A 20970-nucleotide genomic window follows, 5' to 3' on the forward strand; every position below is an offset into this window, starting at 1 on the left:
GGCCCGCCACCAACACACGAGGCACTTGCCTATGTAAATAAACTTAACTACGGATAACTAACCAAATGAACACTTTTGCCCGCAATAAACTGATCCACACTGCCGTAGCCGCTCCAGGTGCTGGCAAAACCGAAGCACTAATCCGCCAACTCCCCGCACTTCTCACCTCTGGCAAGCGATTCCTTCTGGCACTCCCCACCTTAGTTCTAAGTAGCGATGTCACTATCCGATGCTCTGCCGTCGGACTCAAGACTCGCGTTATTGATTCAACCACAGGTACCCGCGTCGGCCTCGAACTGAACGCCGCCTTATTGGCAAAGCACGACAACGTCATCATCTGCACCCACGAGTCACTTCAGAATATCGATGAGTCTGTCCTCGCCGGGTGGGCTCTGGTAGTAGATGAACTGCCCAAGGTTGTCGATTTTCCCGACTACCCAATGAAGCCCATTGAGCTTGCTCGCCTACTGACCTTCATCGAAGAACGCGATAATCGACTCTGGATTCGTGACCACCAGCTAACGCAGGTGAAGGAACAGGTGCAGACCAACCAGGCCGACGCCATGGGCACAGGCTGCTCAACGCTAGGTACATCCGGTGCTCACATATTTCAGCTGCTGCTGGACGCTATACCAGTTTTCATCGATACGCCCCAGAGCAATGGCATCCGCCACGTTCGCTCCGTTGAGGAGATAGACTGGTGGAGTATCTTCCAATCGGCGGACGAAGTGCATGTATTAGCGGCCAATGTGTCAGGCAGTCTGTTTGAGCAATTTGCTCAGGTGCATGGATTCGAGATCCACCGATCTATGTTCACACCAGAGGCTAGGGTATACACCTGCCCAGTTACGCTTCTCCCCGTCATGCCGAAGGGCCGCATCTTCAGCAAGGCGCTTGTGACTGCCCCGTTTGGTAATGAGCGAGTTTTCGACTTCATCTTGCAGGAAATTCTGACACGCACCGAGGGAAAACCACTGCTGTTCACGAACAAATGGGCCGGACTCAAAGGGCGGAATGATGTACTCCACGCACCTGTCGATTGCCGTGGCTTGAACGGTTACGACACGACGACTGAGGCAATTCTGCTGTTCGGTGGGAACCCTAGCCCGTCAGATGAACGTGGCTTGGAATACCTAGAAAAGAAGTATGGACGGAGCTTCAGCGACGCTTTCATCACGACTCGGTTTCTGGAGCCCTCCCTCCAAGCAGTAACACGGACCGCGATACGCCGCAGAGATAACACCAGCCTTATCCGGCTGTATGTTCAGGATGGGCGCGTGGTTCGCTACCTGTTGGAAACGTACCTATCGCATGCAGAAGTGGACTGGTCAGTGTCGTGGGAAACACCAGTACCGGAAGATGGTAGGAAGACTGAACACGTAAGTAAAAAGACGGTGCTGTCATTGATCCGTGATGGGCAGACAAACACTGCCATCGAAAGACTGACGGGGGTTTCCCGGAAGACAATTAGAAAGTGGCGAGAAGAATTGACAGGTGCAATCACTGCAACTGGAACCTGATACCTACTGGGTCGGTAGCGTAACCTTATAGTTTTAATCCTTCAAATGGGTACTAATCCTAAAGAGTTTATTAGGAAAGGTACCCACATCAATAGCTAGATTTACTATGACATTACACAGCCATGACTGAGCGAAGCGAGAGCTGTGTAAATTTCCAGCCTGCGGCATCTATCGACCAATAAATTTTACCAGCGAATAAATATACAACACAAAAAATTAAATAAATCTTAACGAAACTAACCAGCTAAATTTATTCAGCATAATAACCTCTGAAGCGCAGAAACTAACAGGAATGGTTATCAGGCGGTTAATTCAATTAATTTATTCATTTAACTCCATGGTTGATGATGTAACAAGGTTACAGGCTAGCAAGTACGCTCCTTTCAGCTTGTATTGTTTAGCTAAACCGCTCCTTCCCCTGATAGTTCAAACTCCAGTAGCAGGCAAGAACTGGATGATTTATTCCTGCTGTCACAGAAACTTGGATGAGGTTGGTAACTGTGAAGTCAACTGTAACGTGAAGAGCTATTTCACCAGAGGCTATCCCAAAGCCACCTGACGGCTACAGATATCAACCTGAACATTCACTGGCTACCGAACGACTGAGTAAACACGGGAATAGTGGTGTACAGGCTGTGTCAATCTGGGTGTGCCTCTGATGACACAGATAAAGCAGCCCCTAGATCGTGTCATAAAATAGCTTTACATAGCCAAAGTGACACAGCATTATGTGACACACCCAAAATGACACAAAGGACTGCTGCCATGTTCATCCGAGCTTACCTTCGTGCTTCTACCGATCAACAAGACGCATCACGGGCTAAGGCACAGTTAGTTTCCTTTGCAGCAGAACGGAACCATAAGATTGCTGCCTTCTACATTGAAAATGAGTCAGGCACAAAACTTCATCGTCCTGAGCTATTTCGTCTGCTGGAAGATAGTCACGAAGGTGATGTTCTACTGATTGAGCAGGTAGATCGGTTGTCCCGTTTGAACGCTGATGACTGGAACAGTCTGAAACAGATGATTACCCGTAAGAAAGTCACTGTTGTGTCCCTTGATCTAAGCACCAGCCACTCGGTGCTAGCCCCAACCAAGGATCAAGATGATTTCACCAAGGGGATGATTTCAGCAGTGAACGGAATGTTGCTGGACATGCTAGCTGTAGTCGCTCGTAAGGACTACGAAGACCGCCGTAGACGTCAAGCTCAGGGGATCGCTAAAGCAAAGGCAGAAGAGGCTTACAAAGGCCGTCCAGTTGATGCAGCCCTACACGCAAAGATTGCTGAACTATTGGTTGATGGTAAGAGTATTCGTCGAGTAGCTGAGCTGCTGGATTGCTCAACCACTACCGTCCAAAAGGTTAAGCGCTCGCTGGCTGCCTGACTGGATAACCCTGCAATTTCATAGCTCGCCCCCGTGGCGGGTTATTTTTCATGCTTGGTGGGTATCGCCGTTGTTCAGCGCCGATAGCCAAGCGTTCACAGGGCAGCACCACAGATATTTGAACGAATAATGGCCTTGGCTTACGGGGTTAGCTCCCTTGCTAAGCGCTTCGGCGAGAACTCCCGGCTAGAACTCCAAGGCCAATAGCTCCACTGATATTTATCCGCTGAGAATTCGTTGCTTACACGATAGGGCCGGTTTGTTTGGCGGGGGGGGGGATCAGTGACTTCCTGTCACGGATGACGGGGATCGACCAGAAGTTTCCCATAGGCAAGTATCGGCCAAAAACCTGTCATTCCGATCAGTATACGAGACTAGTGGAAATCAAACCCGCCCTGAGTGAGTTCTCAATCACCACCGACAGTAGGGGCTAATTAGCTTTTCTCGAGTTAAACAATCCCACATCCCATTTTAAATTTCAGCTAAAGATGTGGATGCCGATCGTACAGACATAATAATAATGTGGCGCAGACTTTAAGAAAGCGCCACAAAGGTGCTACTCCAATCCGTCCTCTGAGCCACCATCATCAGTGGGTAAGTCAGAGAAATTTATTGTGCACTCACATCCGGTAAGCTGCGTAACTGCGTCAGCGATTAGACCAGAGCGCTCCCAAACAAAACCCTTAGAATCCCCCTCATCAATCAATTCTAAACACAGCGAATTCAGTAGATGCTCGGAAATATCAACATTTGGCCCCACGCGTGAAGTGTTGCTTTTTGAAGGCTCGATGATTGCCGAGATGTTAATATATTCAATCCCTGAAGGTGCGATCCTCCCAAAAAGCTTAGAGTTTTTTTCTGATAAAACGTCAGGATCCAAATCTCTTCCAGACAGGCTTGTTTTGGGCCTTTTTGATAGTAGAATTAAGCAAAAGGCTGTGCTGCTTGCATTCTTTAGATTGAACTTGTCGTAAACCAAGTTACCGATATTTATTATTGCTCTCTTGAATAGCTGAGTGCGAGCGCCCGTCGCAAATTCTCTGACATTGATTAGTTCGCGAGATATGTCGCCAGTACTGGCGCCTCCAAAGTAAAGAGTTGTCGATGTAAACCAAAACCATGCTTTGAGCTCCCCCAATGTGTCATCAGATGGCGTGGGAGCGCACCGGAAAAACTCTACTAAATAAGTAAAAAACAACCCATAAGGTAGATAGTTTGCGTCACGAATCACTAGCTCTGTTGTAAGCCAATTAACAGATTTGGAGATAGCAGAGTTGCATTCGTTTGCAGCCGTGCTGAGCTGGTCAGAATTAAGAGTTCTAAGGCGCTGGATGTCGTCTTTGTTAATACCCAGATTGGCAGATGCTGCAATCGAGCGCAATATGACTTGCTCTGACACTCCTGAAAAACCATTATCATTGCAAACCTTCTGAATTTTTTGTATTTCAGAAGAAAGATCAAATCCGTCACTCCAAGTTGCCGCCATCATCAAGTCGACAATAGTAAGCTTTCGCCCGGTGCTATTTATTCTTTCGAAAATCGGGGCGACTTGCTCAATTGACATATCGCCAATTTTAACGACGGCGATCTTGTAATCCTTGATAATACGCAACAAGCGCTCAGCTCTTTCGGTGTATATATTTTGTTTTTCATGGTGCGCAAACTTCATGCACTGCTTAATGAATTGGTGTGTTTCGAGTAGCTTGTTCAGCGGGTATGTTGAAGTGCTATCTGAGTTTTTTGGGTGAATGAACTCCTCAGTCTCAAGATCAAAATGGATGTTCCACATATTGTTAGAAGCGTCACCATCCCAGAAGAGTGCGCCGCAGAGGGTTGTAAGTCGCTGCTGACCATCGAGCAAGTAGCTAGTTGGATAGACAGTAGTTTCTTCGTCTACTTTTAAACCGGCGATATTACGTTCACTTTTTAAACGCTGGGAACTATGCCATAGCAAAAGGCTTCCAATTGGATACCCTTTATAAATGCTGTCCAATAACTTCAGCATGTCCGTACGTCGCCAGACAAAGGGGCGCTGAAATTTAGGCAGTTTTATGTCGCCAGACTTTACAAGTATTGCAAGTTCTTCGAGTCGATAAACTTCAGGTTTGGGCTCGCGCTGTGACATTATGCTGCCTCCGCATAATTGACTTCAAATATCTGCAAATGGGAAGGATGCAATAGGCTTCTTGGGGGCAAATTCTGCAATATATCAAAATGATAAAGGAGCTTGCCCATCTTAGGGTAGCCAAGTTCCATTTTTTCTCTACCTGGAAGTTCAATCTTGGTTAGGGAGTTATAGAAAAGACAAAGCAACTCCGGCTCTGATAACTGAGAGCGCACATATTTAGCATAGCGCGGTCGCTCAGAGTCTTCTATTAGAGGCGACTCCTTAATGAATCGCAAAGTGTGATATAGGTTTCGAAAGTAGTGGGAATAGTTGTCAACGTGCAACTCCGCAGCTTTCGTATAAGCTTGGCGTATTTTTTTTTCTTGAAGTGCTAGTGAATCATCCAGATAGTTTTCAAGACTGGCAACTCCCTCTTCTAAACTTGTCTGGAGATTGGAGATGTCGGCTGAATCAAGCTTTCCACCTGCATCTGAGACTATGGATTTGGTATCTTTAACTCGACGGATCTCTTCGCGATCTAATTTTTGCAAAGCTGGGTAGCAACGGAAGTCAGGATCAGAAAGTATTATGCGAGCATGGAAGGCGCGGAATGCCTCCCGACCTCGCTTTTCAAGATCGGAAAGTTTTGAAGTAATGTCATTATGTAAAGTTAGCAGCTGAAAAAAGTACTGTCAAATCTTTGCTTGTTGGAGTCTTTTAGTTGTTCTTCAAGCATTTTCTTTGTCTGTTTTATTTCGCGATTTTGCAAAAAAATTGTGAAGATAATCCCTGCAAAAGCGAAACCCGCAAACAGGGCATTTACTGCACCGAATTTGTCGCCGAACTGACCTCTAGCTGCAATGCTTTCCGCAATATCATTCTCTATATATATGTGACCATCAATCCAGTACCAAGCGCCTAACCAAATTGATAAAACTGCTAGTAGTATCAAAGCAAGCTTGATCACATCGGTTAAATTTGATGGATCTTTAGAGGGAGGTGATGAATAGTTCATAGCATCCTTTCTGTGTATCTTGTGAGGTTCATGTTGAGCTGGGAGCATAATAGGTGTGCTTAATGTACTACGCACACCATGATACTGTTTTGCCATCTCAGCTCTATAGCTTTTTTGAAAATGCACCCTGAATTACTTAACAATTTCTTGTCAATAAGCCAAAATTCGAATTTCCTTTTTTCCGAATACACCTTCATAAGCCTGCTTTCTGACGTGAGTAGGCCGCCAACTGAGCGGCCGATTTTGGCCTATCACAGAGCAATTATCGACTAAATGCGCCCAACTTATTGTCTTGGGGCAGCGGGGCTCAATTTACGTTTAAGCCTCATTGGCTGTCGAATCCCACAGATCAGCGTGTCTACACTGCGGCATTTCTGAGTTCAGGATCGTCGGTTAACCGACTGCTTTAGGCCACACAACACTGATATTTACCCCCCACGATGAAGCCGCTTCCTAGGGCCTCCATTTCGCTGGTACATTTGCACTCGACTCCTTGGAAAGGGGGTCTGCACATGACGTAGCTTTCAGGCGTAGCGACCACTATATGGTCGATCATCGACTACCCGGCGGACAACAACAAGATGAGCTGGCCGGACATGCTCGCCTGGCTGCGCGAGAAGCGCTGGCAGAGCCTGGGGTTCGGTGGCATCACCTACGCGGTGCTGCTGATTCCCGGAGTCAATATCCTGATGATGCCGGCGGCGGTGGCCGGCGCCACCCTGTTCTGGGTACGCGAAGGTGGCGAACGGGCACTGACCCCCGCCCGCTGAACGCTCATCAACTTGCGGGCAAGCGGCGCTCGACCACTTCGCGCAGCGCCTGCAGGGAGCGCTCAGATTCCTGCTCGATGCGCCGGCGTAGCAGCAGGCGATTGACCAACTGCATCCCGAGGCCACGAAAGCCGTAATCCAGAGTCCGCACGAAGCGGGTGCCACCGTGCTCCGCTTGGCACTCGTAGGTCACCAGCAGTTCCAAACCCTGGTCGCCCCAGGCCCTGGCCTGCCAGCGCCGACCGGCCTGATGGTCGAGCACTTCCCAGCGCAGGTGGCCGAAGCGGCGGCCTGCATGGATGTCCTCCTCGAAACCGTCACCGGCCACCAGCACGCCGTCACGCCCCTCGATACGCAGGGACGACGGATGCCAATCGGGCCAGTGCGTCGGCGTGGCGGCATAAGCCAGCACCGCATTGGCCGGCCGCTCGATGTACACGGCATGCTGCATGCGCACCTGCTCGCAGACGGGTAGCGGCTCCCAATGCAAGGTCCCGTACAGCCAGTCCATCAGCGGATGGACGATGCCGAAGTTGTGGCTATGCATCAGGTCGCGGCGGTGATGCAGCGCATGCAGCCGGCGCATCTGGGAAATCCCAGGCAGGTGCGAGAGCGGATGTTCGGCAGGCAGGTGTTCGCACGCGTGCATCACCTCATAAGCCAGGTAGCCGGACAGCATGCTGCCAACGACCAGCGCGGCCAGGTTGCCGTCGATTCGCGCCAGCAACCACCAGGCGGCGAACAGCGGCAGGCTGTAGAGCACGATCAGCCAGGCGGGAAACAGGATTACCCGCCAGTCGCGCGGCGTCTCGTAGCGCATCTGGCCTCGACGAAGAAGCTGTGGTGGTCGCCGGTATGGCGCTTGTAGAAGAGCTTGCCGAAGCGAGTCTTGTGATGCCCCAGGTGCTTGTGCACCATATATTCGCCCCAACTGAAGAACACCAGGGTCAGTGGCACCAGCAGCCATTGCCAGACGGCCACCTGATCCAGGGAGCGCCACAGGAAGGACAGGCAGGCGGCGCCGTAGACGAGGACGAAGACGGCATGCAGCCAGGGGTTGTACCGCGGATGAATATCGCTCCGGTAGCGAATGCGGAACGCCTGGGCATTGTTGTTGTGGCTCATGGCAGTAACTCCGGTGGTGGTTGACAGGAGTCTATGCGGCGCCTGATTATTTTTATAATGGATATTATAAAAGAGCATTATCCGTGGCTACGAATTTACGCCAGATCGACCTCAACCTGCTGCTGGTCTTCGACGCCCTGATGCAGGAGCAGAATCTGACCCGCGCCGCACAGCGCCTGCACCTGAGCCAGTCAACGGTGAGCAACGCCCTGTCGCGCCTACGCCAGCAGCTCGGCGAGGAGCTGTTCCAGCGCACCGCCCGAGGCATGACGCCTACCGCCCGCGCCCAAGTGCTGTACGTGCCGGTGCGCCAGGCCCTGCGCCTGCTGCAAAGTGGCTTGGGCCCCCAGGAGCGTTTCGACCCGCAGAGCGAGCACAGCTTCAGCCTGTCGCTGAACGACTATGCCCAGGCCGCCCTGCTCCCGCGGCTGCTCGAACGTCTGGCCAAGCTGGCGCCGCGCGTGGAGATTCATGTACAGCCTGATGATGCGGACACGCTGATCCAGCGCCTGGAAAGCGGCACGCTGGACATGGCCATCGACTACCTGCACTTCGATGCCCCCGATCTGAACTACAGCCCCCTACAGGAAGAACAGCTGGTGGTGATCGGCCGCGCCGGTCACCCCGCCTTCGCCGGCGGACTGAGTCGGGACGACTACCAGAGCGCCCGCCACGTGTCGGTGCTACCACGTGCCGGGCGCGGCTCGCCCCTGGAAATCGTACTCGGCTCAGCCAGGGTGCGTCGCCAGACGGCGCTGCATCTGCCCAACTACCTGCCTATTCCGGCGGTCATTGGCCGAACAGACCTGCTCGGCACCGTGCCGAAACGGCTGGCCGAGGCATTCGCGCCCGTATACGCCCTGCAGATGGCGCCCCTGCCCTTCGACATGCCGCCCGTCCAGATCAGTCTGATCTGGCACCGACAACAGGACCTCGACCCGGCACAGCGCTGGCTGCGCCAACAATTGAGTGACCTGCTCAGCTAGCAGCTGATCCGTGGAAATCTTGCACACCGGCGGTGTACAAGGTGTGCCTTGCCCAGCACCAGCGCAAGGCAATGACCCTACTGGTTAGGTCGCAAGCGCCTACTTGAACGCGGCGAAAACGCCGTCACAAAAAAGCAATCAGATTGTTACATGCACTACATGGCAACAGCCGAGACTGCTGCCATGAACACACCACCGCACTCTATCGCACTGATCACGGAAACCTTCCCACCGGAAATCAACGGCGTAGCCAATATTCTCGAGCGCCTGGTCGATGGCTTGCGCGCACGCGGCCATCGCCTGCAACTGGTGCGCCCACGGCAGAGCAGCGATGACGGCCGCAACAGCGACGACCCGTTACTGCTGACCCGCGGCTGGTCGCTGCCCGGCTACCCCGGCTTGCAGTGGGGCCAGCCGTCACTGCACAAGCTTCTGCGACGCTGGAACAGGCAGCGCCCGGATGTGCTGTACATCGCCACCGAAGGCCCGCTCGGTCTGTCCGCCCTGCGCGCCGCACGGCGCCTGCAGATCCCGGTGGTCAGCGGTTTTCACAGCAACGTCCAGCAGCACACCGGGCAGTACGGCATCGCCCTGCTGACCCGCGCCCTGACCAACTACCTGCGCTGGTTCCACAACCGCTCGCAGATGACCCTGGTGCCCAGCACCAGCCAGCTGATCGAACTGCAACGCCGCGGTTTCGAGCGCCTGGAGTTGCTCGCCCGCGGCGTCGATGGTCAGCTGTTCCACCCCGCCAAACGGTGCAATAGCCTGCGCATGAGCTGGGGCCTGGCCGAGAGCGATAGCGCCATCCTGCATGTCGGCCGCCTGGCAGCGGAGAAGAACCTGGCGCTATTGGTTAAAAGCTTTCGCAGCCTGCAACAGGCGCACCCGCAGCAACGCCTGAAACTGATTCTGGTCGGCGACGGACCGCAGCGCACCAGCCTGCAACAGCAGCTGCCCGAGGCGGTTTTCTGCGGCCTGCAGCGCGGCGAAGCACTGGCTGCGCACTACGCCTCGGGCGACCTTTTGGTATTTCCCAGCCTCTCGGAAACCTTCGCCAACGTGGTGCTCGAAGCCCTCGCCTCGGGCCTTGCCGTGGTCGCATTCGACCAGGCTGCGGCGGCGCACATATCCGCCACGGCCATAATGGGGCCCTGGCCGTGACCGAAGATGAGCAGGGCTTTATCGAAGCCGCCAGCTGGCTGCTGGAAGAGCCGGAGAGCCTGCGCCGGGTGCGTCTGAATGCCCGGCAACACGCCTCGCGACAAGGCTGGGAGAGCAGAGTCGAGCTATTCGAGCAGTACCTGCGCGCCGCCCTGCGGCTGACCGTCGAATTGCCCGCCGCCTGATCAAACTAGAAACCCCAGTGGTTGCCACGCTCTGCGTGGCAACCCTGCTCTGGACGCTCTGCGTCCGTCGTGCTGAGCCGCGGGGCGTCTCTGGCTGCATGCCCACTCGCGATCAAGCAGAGCGCACCCGCACCGTAGGAGATCCCCCGTCGTCAAGACGCCGCGCTGTCGCGCAGCAAACTGGAGGTAATGGTGTCTGTCGACTTGTGGGTACCTGTAGGAGCGGGCCATGCCCACGATGGGTTTCGCGGGCATGGCCCGCTCCTACAGGGCTTTGTGTATATTTAATTTATATATAAAACAATGAGTTATTTTTTATTTGATGAGAGCGACTGGGCGGCGTTACGCTCCAGGCGCGAAGCTTTGGCTGCGCCGCGAGCAGTTCGCGGTTGAATGACTGAACGCCCCCCGACTACGACAAGGTTGCCGATCAGGTTTCCAGGTGGCGGCTAGCTTGCGCCGCTCTCCCTGACTTTCTGCAAGGCGAAAAAAAGCCCCGATATGCCGGGGCTGAGGGAGCGTTGCGCCGTTGTGCGGCGCACACCTAAAGCGTGAATCAGGCCAGCGTGGTCAGGGCGGCGCGACTGAACGGCAGGATGTCCTGCTCACGACCTTCGCGAACCTTGAGTGCCCAATCCGGATCGACCAGCAGGGCGCGGCCCACGGCAACCAGGTCGAACTCCTGGTTGTTCAGGCGCTCCAGCAGGTTTTCCAGGCTGGCCGGCTCGGCGATCTTGTCGGTGTTGACCATGAACTGCAGGAACTCGCCGTCCAGGCCGACGCTGCCGACGGTGATGGTCGGCTTGCCGGTGAGCTTGCGCGTCCAGCCGGCCAGGTTCAGCTGCGAACCATCGAACTCCGGCTCCCAGAAACGCCGGGTCGAGCAATGGAAGATATCCACGCCAGCATCGCTGAGCGGCTTGAGAAAGGCTTCCAGGGCCTCCGGAGTTTCCACCAGACGCGCGCTGTAATCCTGCTGCTTCCACTGCGAGAAGCGAAAGATGATTGGGAAGTCCGGACCGACTGCCGCACGTACCGCCTGGACCAGCTCGATGGCAAAGCGCGAGCGCTGCGCCAGGTCACCGCCGTATTCGTCGGTACGCTGGTTACTGCCTTCCCAGAAGAACTGATCGACCAGGTAACCGTGGGCGCCATGGATTTCCACGCCGTCCATGCCGATGCGCTGGGCATCCTTGGCGGCCTGGGCGAAGGCGGCGATGACTTCCTGGATATCGTCCTGGGTCATGCCGTGCACCACGACATTGCCTTCCTTGACTTTCTCGCTCGGGCCATAACCCGGCACGGCGGCGTCCGGCTCGGTGCCAAGCTTGCGCACACTACCCACGTGCCATAGTTGCGGAACGATCTTGCCACCTTCGGCATGCACCGCCTCGACTACTTTCTGCCAGCCAGCCAGGGCATCTTCGCCGTAGAAACGCGGCACATTGGGGTAACCGTTGGCGGCCTTGTGGCCGACGGTGGTGCCCTCGGTGACGATCAGGCCCACACCGCCGGCGGCGCGGCGACGGTAATACTCGATAACCTTGCTGTTAGGTACCCCGCCCGGCGAAAAGGAACGGGTCATGGGCGCCATCACCACACGGGTCGGCAGCTCCAGCGCGCCCAGGCTGAAGGGTTGAAACAAGGCTTTTACCGGATCGTTCATCGTCGTTCCTCTGCCGGCCAGGTGACCGGTCGTCTACGTAATGGTGTTTTAAAAAATCAGGCCCGCAACAACAATTGCAAGCGCTGCATGAAGTCTTCGAGGGCACAGGTGTTGTTCGCTACCTTCAGGCGCGTCAGGGCGCCCTGCCAGGCGCTGGTGATAAAGCTCGCCAGGCTGCGGCAATCCTCATAGGCGGCCAGCTCGCCCGCGCCCTGCGCCTGCTGCAGGCAGGCCTGCAGAATGTCCGCCGAACGCTGCAAAATAGCGTCGATCTCGGCACCAAGGGCTGGCGACAGTTCGGCCATCTCGAAACTCAGGCTGCCGATAAAGCAGTGGTATTCGAGCTTTTCCTGCTGGGCAAAGTGCTCCACCAACTCACCGTAGTAACCGACGATGCGCGCGCACGGGCTCAACGCCGAGTTCGCCAGCGCCTGGCTATAACGCTGCAAACGCGGGCCATACACCTGCTGCAAGGCCTGCAGGGCAAACTCTTCCTTGCTGGCGAAGTAGTGGTAGAAAGAGCCCTTGGGCACGCCGGCGGCCTGCACGATTTCTTGCACGCCAGCGCCGTGATAACCGCGCCGGGTCATCACCTCGGCGCCTTTGGCGAGGATCAGGTCACGTTTGTCGAGTCGTTGGTTTGCGTTCATGCCGGCAAGGATATGACCGGTCGTCTCGCCCCGCCCAGCACTATTGATTGGCGTGATAAGTGCTTACAACGGAGGAAGAAGGAACAGCCTGTAGCCGGAGAAGCCGCGGAGCGCGGCGCAATCCGGGAAAGCGCTCCCGAATTGCGCTAGCGCTTATCCAAGCGAGGGAGCCTGAGGCTTTTCAGCTCAGGGCTTTTTCGATGGCCTGGATCAAGGCGGGGTCATCCGGCACAGTGCGTGGCGAGAAGCGCGCCAGCACCCGGCCGTCCTGACCAACCAGGAACTTCTCGAAATTCCAGCTGATGTCACCTGGAAACTCCGCGCCCTCACCCGCCAGCAGTCGGTACAGCGGATGACGATCATGACCATTGACTTCAATTTTGCTGCCCAGAGGGAAGGTCACCCCATAGTTCAGGCTGCAAAACTCGCGAATGGCCTCTTCACTATCGGGCTCTTGTTCGGCGAACTGGTTGCACGGCAGACCGAGCACGGTAAAACCCTGCGCGCGGTATTGCTGGTGGAGTTTTTCCAGCCCGGCGTACTGCGGAGTCAGGCCGCACTTGGAGGCGACGTTGACCACCAGCACAAGCTGCCCCTTGAATGGCGCCAGCGGCAGTTCCTGGCCATCCAACGCACGCAGCTTGAGGTCGTGAAAAGCACTCATGACTAGCTCCTTGGGAACGCTTCAAATTACCGGCAAAGGACAAAAAAGGCGCCTCTATAGAAGGCGCCTTTCTTTTTAACTCAGCTTAGCAGTCGGTGGCGCAGTTGCTACGACCATAAGTCGTATGGCGCGCTCGACATTGCGGCCGTGGATCAATGCTGGTGACCACCTTCGCCATGCACGTGACCATGCGCAACTTCTTCTTCACTGGCGTCACGCACTTCGATCACTTTGACCTTGAAGTTCAGACGCTGACCGGCCAACGGGTGGTTGCCGTCAACGATCACGTCGTCGCCGTCCAGGTCGCGCACGGTGACGATCTGCATGCTGCCGTCCGGGCCGGAGGCATGGAACTGCATGCCGACTTCCAGTTCGTCGACGCCTTCGAACATGGTGCGATTGAGGGTCGCGACCAGCTCGGCGCTGTACTCGCCATAGGCATCTTCCGGCTCGACGGAGACATCCAGTTCGTCACCGGCCTGCTTGCCGAGCAGGGCTTTTTCCAGCCCGGCGATGATGTTGCCGGCGCCTTGCAGGTAAACCAGCGGCGCGCCGCCAGCGGAGCTATCGATCACCTCACCGGCATCGTTGGTCAGGGTATAGTCGATAGAGACAGCCTTATTGGGGGCGATCAGCATGGGGCGAGACCTTTTGCGTAGAAATAAAGAACGGACAAGTTTAACCAAGGGTGCGCGCGAAAGCGAACCCAGCCCTGACGGACGGCCGGACGCGGCCTTGGTGCAACTGATTGACTTTGGTCAGGACGCCGATGGCCATTGGCTGGCAATCTTGTCGTGTGGTCATACTCAGCACCTACGCCATCAGCCGCCCTGGCAAAATCGCGCCTGGGTTCTCGACGCCAAACAACGTATTACCCGCCTGGGCCAGCCGTTCGCCTGCGGCTGGTGCACGGCAGCTGTCAAACCCGACGCCGCCAACCCGAGCGATACAGACAAGGAGCGGTAAATGCCGGCACGCAATATCCTGGTAATCAACTGCGGCAGCTCGTCGATCAAGTTCGCCCTGGTCAATGAAGCCCACTCGCAATTTACCCTCAGCGGCCTAGCCGAACGCCTCGGCAGCCACGACGCGGTGCTGCACTGGCAACGCGGCGGCGAGAAGGACAGCCTGATAATCCCCAATGGCGATCACCGCGCAGCCCTCGCCCAATTATTGCCGCTGGTGCAGGGTGCCGCCGGCGGCAAGCTGCACGGTATCGGCCATCGCGTGGTGCATGGCGGCGAGCATTTCACCGCGGCCAGCCGCCTGGATGAAGCCACCTTGCGCGCCATTCGCGCCACCGCGCCGCTGGCGCCGCTGCACAATCCGGCCAACCTGCAGGGCATCGAGGCGGCGATCAAGCTGTTCCCCACCCTGACCCAGGTCGCGGTGTTCGACACCGCCTTCCATCAGACCCTGCCCGAACATGCGTTTCGGTATGCCCTGCCGGACAACCTCTACCGCGAGCACGGCGTGCGCCGTTACGGCTTCCATGGCACCAGCCACCGTTACGTCAGCCATCGCGCGGCCGAATTGGCCGGGCTGGCGACCGGCGATAGCAGTTGGCTGGTGGCCCACCTGGGCAACGGCTGCTCGACCTGCGCAGTCGTCAACGGCCAGAGCCGTGACACCAGCATGGGCTTGACCCCTCTGGAAGGCCTGGTGATGGGTACGCGCAGCGGCGATGTCGACCCCAACCTGCACAGCCACCTGGCTCGCACCTTGGGCTGGAGTCTGGAACGCATCGACCAGCTGCTGAACAAGGAAAGCGGCCTGCTCGGCCTTTCCGGGCTGTCCAACGACATGCGCAGCCTTGAGCAAGCCCGCGAACAGGGCCATGCTGGCGCCACCCTGGCCATCGAGGTGTTCTGCTACCGCCTGGCTAAATCGCTCGCCGCCATGAGCTGCGCCCTGCCGCAGCTGGACGGGCTGATCTTCACCGGCGGCATCGGCGAGAACTCGCCATTGATCCGCAGCAAGACCGTGGCCCACCTCAAACTGTTCAACCTGGCCCTGGACAAGGAGGCCAACGCCCGCACCATCCGCGGCGCTGCGGGCTCGATCCAGGCCTATGGCCACCCGCGTGTGCTGGTGGTGCCGACCAACGAAGAACGGCAGATTGCCCTGGACACCCTGGCCCTGCTCGATAACTGAATGCTTATGCCCGGGCAGGTAGGCTTGATGAGCGCAGCGACGAAGCCCAACCTGCGCCCTCGCCAGCCCCGCCCAAGCCACGACCAACAGCGCCTGCTGCTCAGCGCCCACCTATCTGCAAGCGCTCGCCCGACACGATTGGAGACTTCATGCACACCTTCTTTATCTCGCCCACCGGCTTTGGCGTCGGTCTCACCTCGATCAGCCTCGGCCTGGTTGGCGGCCTGGAGCGCGCCGGTCTCAAGGTCGGCTTCTTCAAGCCGATCGCCCAGCCCCACCAGGGCGATGCCGGCCCGGAGCGTTCCAGCGAACTGATCGCCCGCACCCACGGTCTGCACTCACCCAAACCGCTGGCCCTGGCGCATGTCGAGCGCATGCTCGGCGACGGTCAACTGGATGAACTGCTCGAAGAAATCATCAGCCTGTATCACCAGGCCGCCGCCGGCAAAGATGTGATCATCGTCGAAGGCATGGTGCCGACCCGCCAGGCCAGTTACGCGGCGCGGGTCAACTTTCACCTGGCCAAGAGCCTGGATGCCGAGGTGGTTCTGGTCTCGGCACCGGAGCAGGAGAGCTTGAGTGAACTGTGCGACCGGGTAGAAATTCAGGCGCAACTGTTCGGTGGCCCGCGAGACCCGAAAGTGCTCGGAGTCATCATCAACAAGGTGCGCAGCGAAGATGGCATCGAAGCCTTCTGCGAGCGCTTGAAGGAACACTCGCCGTTGCTCAAGAGCGACGACTTCCGCCTGCTCGGCTGCATTCCCTGGCACGACGAGCTGAACGCCCCGCGCACCCGCGACATCGCCGACCTGCTCGGCGCCCGCGTGCTCAACGCCGGCGACTATGAACAACGACGCATGCTCAGGATCATGCTCTGCGCCCGCGCCGTGGCCAACACCGTGCAACTGCTCAAGCCCGGCACCCTGGTGGTGACCCCTGGCGATCGCGACGACATCATCCTCGCCGCCAGCCTGGCGGCAATGAACGGCATGCCGCTGGCCGGCTTGCTGCTGTGCAGCGACTTCGCGCCCGACCCGCGGATCATGGAACTGTGCCGTGGCGCCCTGCAAAGCGGCCTGCCGGTGATGACGGTACGCACCGGTTCCTACGACACCGCCACCGACCTCAACCGCTTGAACAAGGAAATCCCGGTGGACGACAAGGAGCGCGCCCAGAAGGTCGCCGACTTCGTCGCCAGCCATGTCGACCACGACTGGCTGCGCACCCGCTGCGGCACCCCACGGGAGCTGCGCCTGTCGCCATCGGCGTTCCGCTATCAACTGGTGCAGCGCGCCAAGGCCGCGGACAAGCGCATCGTCCTGCCGGAGGGCAGCGAACCGCGCACGATCAAGGCGGCCGCCATCTGTCAGGCGCGCGGCATCGCCCGCTGCGTACTGCTGGCCAAGCCGGAAGACGTGCACGCCGTGGCCCAGGCCCAGGGCATCGAGCTGCCGCCGGGACTGGAAATCCTCGACCCGGACCTGATCCGCGAGCGTTATGTCGAGCCCATGATCGAACTGCGCAAGGGCAAGGGCCTCAATGCGCCCATGGCCTTGGCGCAACTGGAGGACAACGTGGTGCTCGGCACCATGATGCTGGCGCTGGACGAGGTCGACGGCCTGGTCTCGGGCGCCATCCACACCACGGCAAACACCATTCGCCCGGCCTTGCAGCTGATCAAGACCGCACCGGGTTACAACCTGGTGTCCTCGGTGTTCTTCATGCTGCTGCCGGATCAGGTGCTGGTCTACGGCGATTGCGCGGTCAACCCGGACCCGACTGCGGCGCAGCTGGCGGAGATCGCCGTGCAAAGCGCCGCTTCGGCCGTAGCCTTCGGCATCGAACCGCGGGTGGCCATGCTCAGCTACTCCACCGGCGACTCGGGCACCGGCGAGGAAGTCGAGAAGGTTCGCGAGGCCACGCGCCTGGCCAAGCTGCTAAACCCGGACCTGCTGCTCGACGGCCCCCTGCAATACGACGCCGCCGCGATCGACAGCGTTGGCCGGCAGAAGGCACCCAACAGCCCAGTGGCCGGTCGCGCTACGGTATTCGTGTTCCCCGACCTGAATACCGGTAACACCACCTACAAGGCGGTGCAGCGTAGCGCCAACTGCATCAGCGTCGGCCCCATGCTGCAAGGGCTGCGCAAGCCGGTCAACGACCTGTCGCGCGGCGCGCTGGTCGACGACATCGTCTACACCATCGCTCTGACGGCGATTCAGGCGGCGAATTTGGCCAACTAACACGCCGATTAGTCGTCGTAGCAGGCGAGATCGGCATCCCCAAAAACGCCAGACCCGGCATGGCCACTGGCGTTGCGCCAGGGCCCATGCGCTGCAACGCGTCGTTCGGTGCGGCGGTAGCGGGCCTTGCAGTTCAGCTGGCAATCGTTAACATCGGCCTCCAAGCAAGCCCGCGCCGATCAAAAAAGCGGGTATCCCCCCGATTCGAGGCGATCCTATCGCCTCTTTGCCGAAGGCGCCCGCCCCCATGCTGTCCTTTTTGCCTAGCCGCGTACGCGGCACCCTTGCGGCCCTGTTGCTCTTCGTAAATACCCTGATCTGGTGCTGGTTTCTGTTTATCGCCGCACTGGTCAAGCTGTGCTTACCGTTCAAGCCGGTGCGCAAAACCTGTAATCAGGTGCTCAACTGGGTGGCGGAAGCCTGGATTTCCTGCAACAGCGGCTGGATGTGGCTGACCCAAAAAACCCAGTGGGACCTGCAGGGCCGCGAGCAACTGAAGTATGACGGCTGGTACCTGGTCACCAGCAATCACCAGAGCTGGGTCGATATCCTCGCACTGCAACACACGCTGAACCGGCGCATGCCGTTTTTCAAATTCTTCCTCAAGCAGGAGTTGATCTGGGTACCGGTGATTGGTCTGTGCTGGTGGGCGCTGGATTTCCCTTTCATGAAGCGCTACTCAAAAGCCTACCTGGCCAAGCATCCGGAGAAGAAGGGCCAGGACACCCTGACCACGCGCAAGGCCTGCGAAAAATTCCGTGACGTACCGGTGGCCGTGTTCAACTTCCTCGAAGGCACCCGATTTACCCAGGCCAAGCATGATCAGCAAAACTCACCTTTCCGATACCTGCTCAAGCCTAAAGCCGGCGGTATCGCCTACGTCCTGGACGCCATGGGCAGCCAGCTCAAGTCCATGGTGAACATCACCATCCACTACCCTGCCGGCAGCCCGGGTTTTTGGGCCTTTCTCTGCGGCGAAGTGCCCCAGGTGGTGATTCGTTACCAGCGCCAGGACATTCCCCAGGAATTCCTCGGCAAGGATTACCACTCCGATGAGGCCTACCGCCTGGCGTTCCAGCAATGGATCAATCAGCTGTGGCGGGAGAAAGACGCCACTCTGGCAGATTTGCATCGGCAGTACGCCACGCCCCAGTAGCTCAAGCGTACAGAGCCCGCTTATGCAGCGGGCGGTTGACTGAATGGTAACGGCAGCGCTGACCAGTCCAGTTGCTCGGGGAATTGCTGCGCTTGCGCGGCAGACAGCCCGGGCGCAACCAGGAACCCCTGCATGATGGCGCACTGGTGAGCCACCAGCCAGTCGCGCTGGGCCATGGTTTCCACCCCCTCGGCGATGACTTCCAGGCCCAGATGCCGGCCCAGATCGATGATAGTGCTGACCACGGCCGCATCGCGCGGAGAGTCGAGCATATTGGCGATAAACAGCCGGTCGATCTTCAGGGTGTCCAGCTCGAAGTGGCGCAGGTAGGCCAAGGATGAATAGCCGGTACCGAAGTCGTCGATGGCGACCTTCACACCCAGCGTGCGCAACTGCTGCAGCTGCTTCTGGGTGGCCTCCACATCCTGCATCAACGCGCCTTCGGTGACCTCGACCTCCAGTTGCGCCGGTTCCAGGTGATGTTCTTGCAACACCCGACGCAGGTCATCGACCAACTGGGGCATGCCGAACTGAACGGGGCTGACATTCAGGCTGAGCACCAGTTCATGGGCAAAACACTGGCTCATGCTGCTGCGCTGCTGGGCCCCCTGGCGAAAAATCCAGCCACCCAGACGGTTGATCAGACGGGTTTCCTCCAGCAACGGAATAAACACACTGGGGCCCACGGTACCGGCGACCGGATGCTCCCAGCGCAGCAATCCCTCGAAGCCGCGCAACCGTCCGCTGTCGAGATACACCTGCGGTTGATAGACCAAGCGAAAATCATCGTGCTCGATCGCCGTGCGCAAACCCTCCTCGAGCATCAACCGGGAACGCGCCCGCCCATTCATTTCCGGCAGGAAAAACCGGTACTGTTGGCGCCCCGCACGCTTGGCCTCGTACATCGCCATGTCCGCAGCCTGCAATAATTCGTCCACGGTCTGCCCGCACTCGGGGAAGCAGGCAATCCCCACGCTGGCACCGAGGGTGAACTCAACCCCATTCAGGTTATGTCGCACCGAAACCTGCTCGATCAACTTCTCGGCTATCCGTGCTGCATCTTCGGGGTGCCCCAGGCCATCAATTAACACGGTAAATTCATCACCGCCCATGCGCGCCAGCGTGTCGTAGGGCCGCAGGCTGACTTTCAATTGCTCGCCGACCCGCCGCAGCACCTGGTCGCCCGCGTCATGACCGAGCGAGTCGTTGATGCGCTTGAAACCGTCCAGATCGAGATAGAGCACCGCCATACCACGACCACTGCGTTTGCTACGTGAGAGTGCTGACTCCATGGCCAGGTAAAAGCCACGTCGGTTGATCAACCCGGTCAAGGCATCGGTGATCGCCAATGACTCCAGCTGATTATGCAGATTGCGCACGACCGACATGTCCAGGGCAATGATCACCATGGCCTTCTGCAGTCGCGGTAAAGGAGAGCAGGACAGGGCCACCGGCACGCCTTCACCTGTGTGCAGGCGGAGGCTCGCGTCGTGCAGGCGATAGGTTTCCTGGCGTCGCCAGGCCTGATAGAACGCCGACTCGCCCCAGGCGCAATCGACCTCAGGGGTCAGCAGCCAGGACAGCATCGCAGTGCCTTCCAGATCACTCACCGAGCAGTGCAGCATCTGCGCCATTGCAGGGTTGGCAAAACTGATCAGGCCCGTTTCGCCGACCACCACGATACCCTCTGCGGCATTATCCAGCACCGAGGCATTGAAGGCCCGCGCACTATCCAATTGCTGGGTCAGCTGCAAGAGATCGCTGCGATTGCGCTCAAGGCCGAGCAGGGAGTGAATCTTCTGACGCAGCACCTGCGGCGCGAAGGGTTTCAGCATGAAATCCACCGCGCCAGTAGCGTAGCCCTGGAGCACGGCATCCTGGGTTTGCGAGATGGCCGAGACAAAGATAATCGGCGTGAAGCGTGTCCGCGGGTTGCCACGCATCAACCGCGCGACTTCGAAGCCATCCATATGCGGCATCTGCACATCCAGGAGCACCAATCCGACATGCTCCTCCAGCATGCATTGCAAGGCGGCCTCACCGGAGCTGACGCAACGTAACTGCCAATCGCCCTCCTCCAGCAGCGCCTCCATTGCCACGAGGTTTTCCGGACGATCATCAACCACCAGAAGGACCTGAGTTCTTCGTGCGGCTTTAATCTGCGCCTGAGCCATGTACC

The 20970-nt window shown here is 57.7% G+C and carries 15 protein-coding genes and 3 pseudogenes; 9 read left to right on the top strand and 9 right to left on the bottom strand.

The features are described from left to right. Positions 1-65 precede the first annotated feature (65 nt). Positions 66-1520, top strand: a complete 1455-nt coding sequence (locus tag B2D37_RS12050) for a DEAD/DEAH box helicase (protein WP_079202910.1) — start codon at positions 66-68, stop codon at positions 1518-1520. Positions 1521-2285: 765 nt separating this feature from the next. Then, entirely contained in the window at positions 2286-2906 is a 621-nt protein-coding gene (locus tag B2D37_RS12055; RefSeq protein WP_079202911.1) for a recombinase family protein, read from the top strand. 556 nt (positions 2907-3462) lie between these two features. On the opposite strand, the gene B2D37_RS12060 is transcribed toward B2D37_RS12055, so the two are convergent. The 3 genes from B2D37_RS12060 to B2D37_RS23115 all read right to left on the bottom strand — a co-directional run bounded on the left by B2D37_RS12060 (position 3463) and on the right by B2D37_RS23115 (position 6124). Beyond that, the gene (locus B2D37_RS12060; RefSeq protein WP_079202912.1) at positions 3463-5031 is read right to left on the bottom strand and encodes a DUF262 domain-containing protein; all 1569 of its coding nucleotides are present in this window, start codon (positions 5029-5031) and stop codon (positions 3463-3465) included. Beyond that, positions 5031-5564: a putative phage abortive infection protein gene (locus B2D37_RS12065; protein WP_177345218.1), complete on the bottom strand. Its 534-nt coding sequence runs from the start codon at positions 5562-5564 to the stop codon at positions 5031-5033. The genes B2D37_RS12060 and B2D37_RS12065 overlap by 1 nt, the downstream gene beginning before the upstream one ends. A 119-nt stretch (positions 5565-5683) precedes the next feature. Then, a complete protein-coding gene (locus B2D37_RS23115; protein ID WP_154067086.1) occupies positions 5684-6124 on the bottom strand; it encodes a hypothetical protein in 441 nt (146 codons plus the stop codon). Between the two features lie 458 nt (positions 6125-6582). On the opposite strand from B2D37_RS23115, the pseudogene B2D37_RS12075 reads away from it, so the two are divergent. Further along, positions 6583-6798: pseudogene (locus B2D37_RS12075) on the top strand (EI24 domain-containing protein); the annotation flags it as partial. Between the two features lie 7 nt (positions 6799-6805). Here the strand turns inward: B2D37_RS12075 and B2D37_RS12080 are convergent. Continuing rightward, positions 6806-7923: pseudogene (locus tag B2D37_RS12080) on the bottom strand (SRPBCC family protein). 83 nt (positions 7924-8006) lie between these two features. On the opposite strand from B2D37_RS12080, the gene B2D37_RS12085 reads away from it, so the two are divergent. Continuing rightward, entirely contained in the window at positions 8007-8909 is a 903-nt protein-coding gene (locus tag B2D37_RS12085) for a LysR family transcriptional regulator (RefSeq protein WP_079202915.1), read from the top strand. A gap of 159 nt (positions 8910-9068) precedes the next feature. Continuing rightward, positions 9069-10258 (top strand): annotated as a pseudogene (locus B2D37_RS12090) (glycosyltransferase family 4 protein). 556 nt (positions 10259-10814) lie between these two features. Here the strand turns inward: B2D37_RS12090 and B2D37_RS12095 are convergent. The 4 genes from B2D37_RS12095 to B2D37_RS12110 all read right to left on the bottom strand — a co-directional run bounded on the left by B2D37_RS12095 (position 10815) and on the right by B2D37_RS12110 (position 13876). Next, a complete protein-coding gene (locus B2D37_RS12095) occupies positions 10815-11924 on the bottom strand; it encodes an NADH:flavin oxidoreductase (RefSeq protein ID WP_079202916.1) in 1110 nt (369 codons plus the stop codon). Positions 11925-11980: 56 nt separating this feature from the next. Continuing rightward, positions 11981-12574: a TetR/AcrR family transcriptional regulator gene (locus B2D37_RS12100; protein WP_079202917.1), complete on the bottom strand. Its 594-nt coding sequence runs from the start codon at positions 12572-12574 to the stop codon at positions 11981-11983. A 181-nt stretch (positions 12575-12755) separates the two neighbouring features. Beyond that, complete coding sequence (locus tag B2D37_RS12105) at positions 12756-13238, bottom strand: glutathione peroxidase (protein ID WP_079202918.1); 483 nt, start codon at positions 13236-13238, stop codon at positions 12756-12758. A 152-nt stretch (positions 13239-13390) separates the two neighbouring features. After that, complete coding sequence (locus B2D37_RS12110; RefSeq protein WP_079202919.1) at positions 13391-13876, bottom strand: peptidylprolyl isomerase; 486 nt, start codon at positions 13874-13876, stop codon at positions 13391-13393. Here B2D37_RS12110 and B2D37_RS12115 point away from each other — a divergent pair. The 4 genes from B2D37_RS12115 to B2D37_RS12130 all read left to right on the top strand — a co-directional run bounded on the left by B2D37_RS12115 (position 13875) and on the right by B2D37_RS12130 (position 18791). Then, entirely contained in the window at positions 13875-14204 is a 330-nt protein-coding gene (locus B2D37_RS12115) for a DUF3565 domain-containing protein (RefSeq protein ID WP_177345219.1), read from the top strand. The two genes, B2D37_RS12110 and B2D37_RS12115, sit on opposite strands and share 2 nt — an antisense overlap. Continuing rightward, a complete protein-coding gene (locus B2D37_RS12120) occupies positions 14205-15392 on the top strand; it encodes an acetate kinase (RefSeq protein WP_079202921.1) in 1188 nt (395 codons plus the stop codon). A gap of 149 nt (positions 15393-15541) precedes the next feature. Continuing rightward, on the top strand, positions 15542-17635 hold the full coding sequence (gene pta / locus B2D37_RS12125) for a phosphate acetyltransferase (RefSeq protein ID WP_079202922.1): 2094 nt from the start codon (positions 15542-15544) through the stop codon (positions 17633-17635). Between the two features lie 247 nt (positions 17636-17882). Continuing rightward, complete coding sequence (locus B2D37_RS12130) at positions 17883-18791, top strand: acyltransferase (RefSeq protein ID WP_079202923.1); 909 nt, start codon at positions 17883-17885, stop codon at positions 18789-18791. 20 nt (positions 18792-18811) lie between these two features. Here the strand turns inward: B2D37_RS12130 and B2D37_RS12135 are convergent, their stop codons facing one another. After that, entirely contained in the window at positions 18812-20965 is a 2154-nt protein-coding gene (locus B2D37_RS12135) for an EAL domain-containing protein (RefSeq protein WP_079202924.1), read from the bottom strand. Between the last annotated feature and the right edge of the window lie 5 nt (positions 20966-20970).

The sequence above is a fragment of the Pseudomonas sp. CC6-YY-74 genome, from assembly GCF_002025205.1.
In the GTDB taxonomy this organism is placed as follows: domain Bacteria; phylum Pseudomonadota; class Gammaproteobacteria; order Pseudomonadales; family Pseudomonadaceae; genus Aquipseudomonas; species Aquipseudomonas paeninsulae.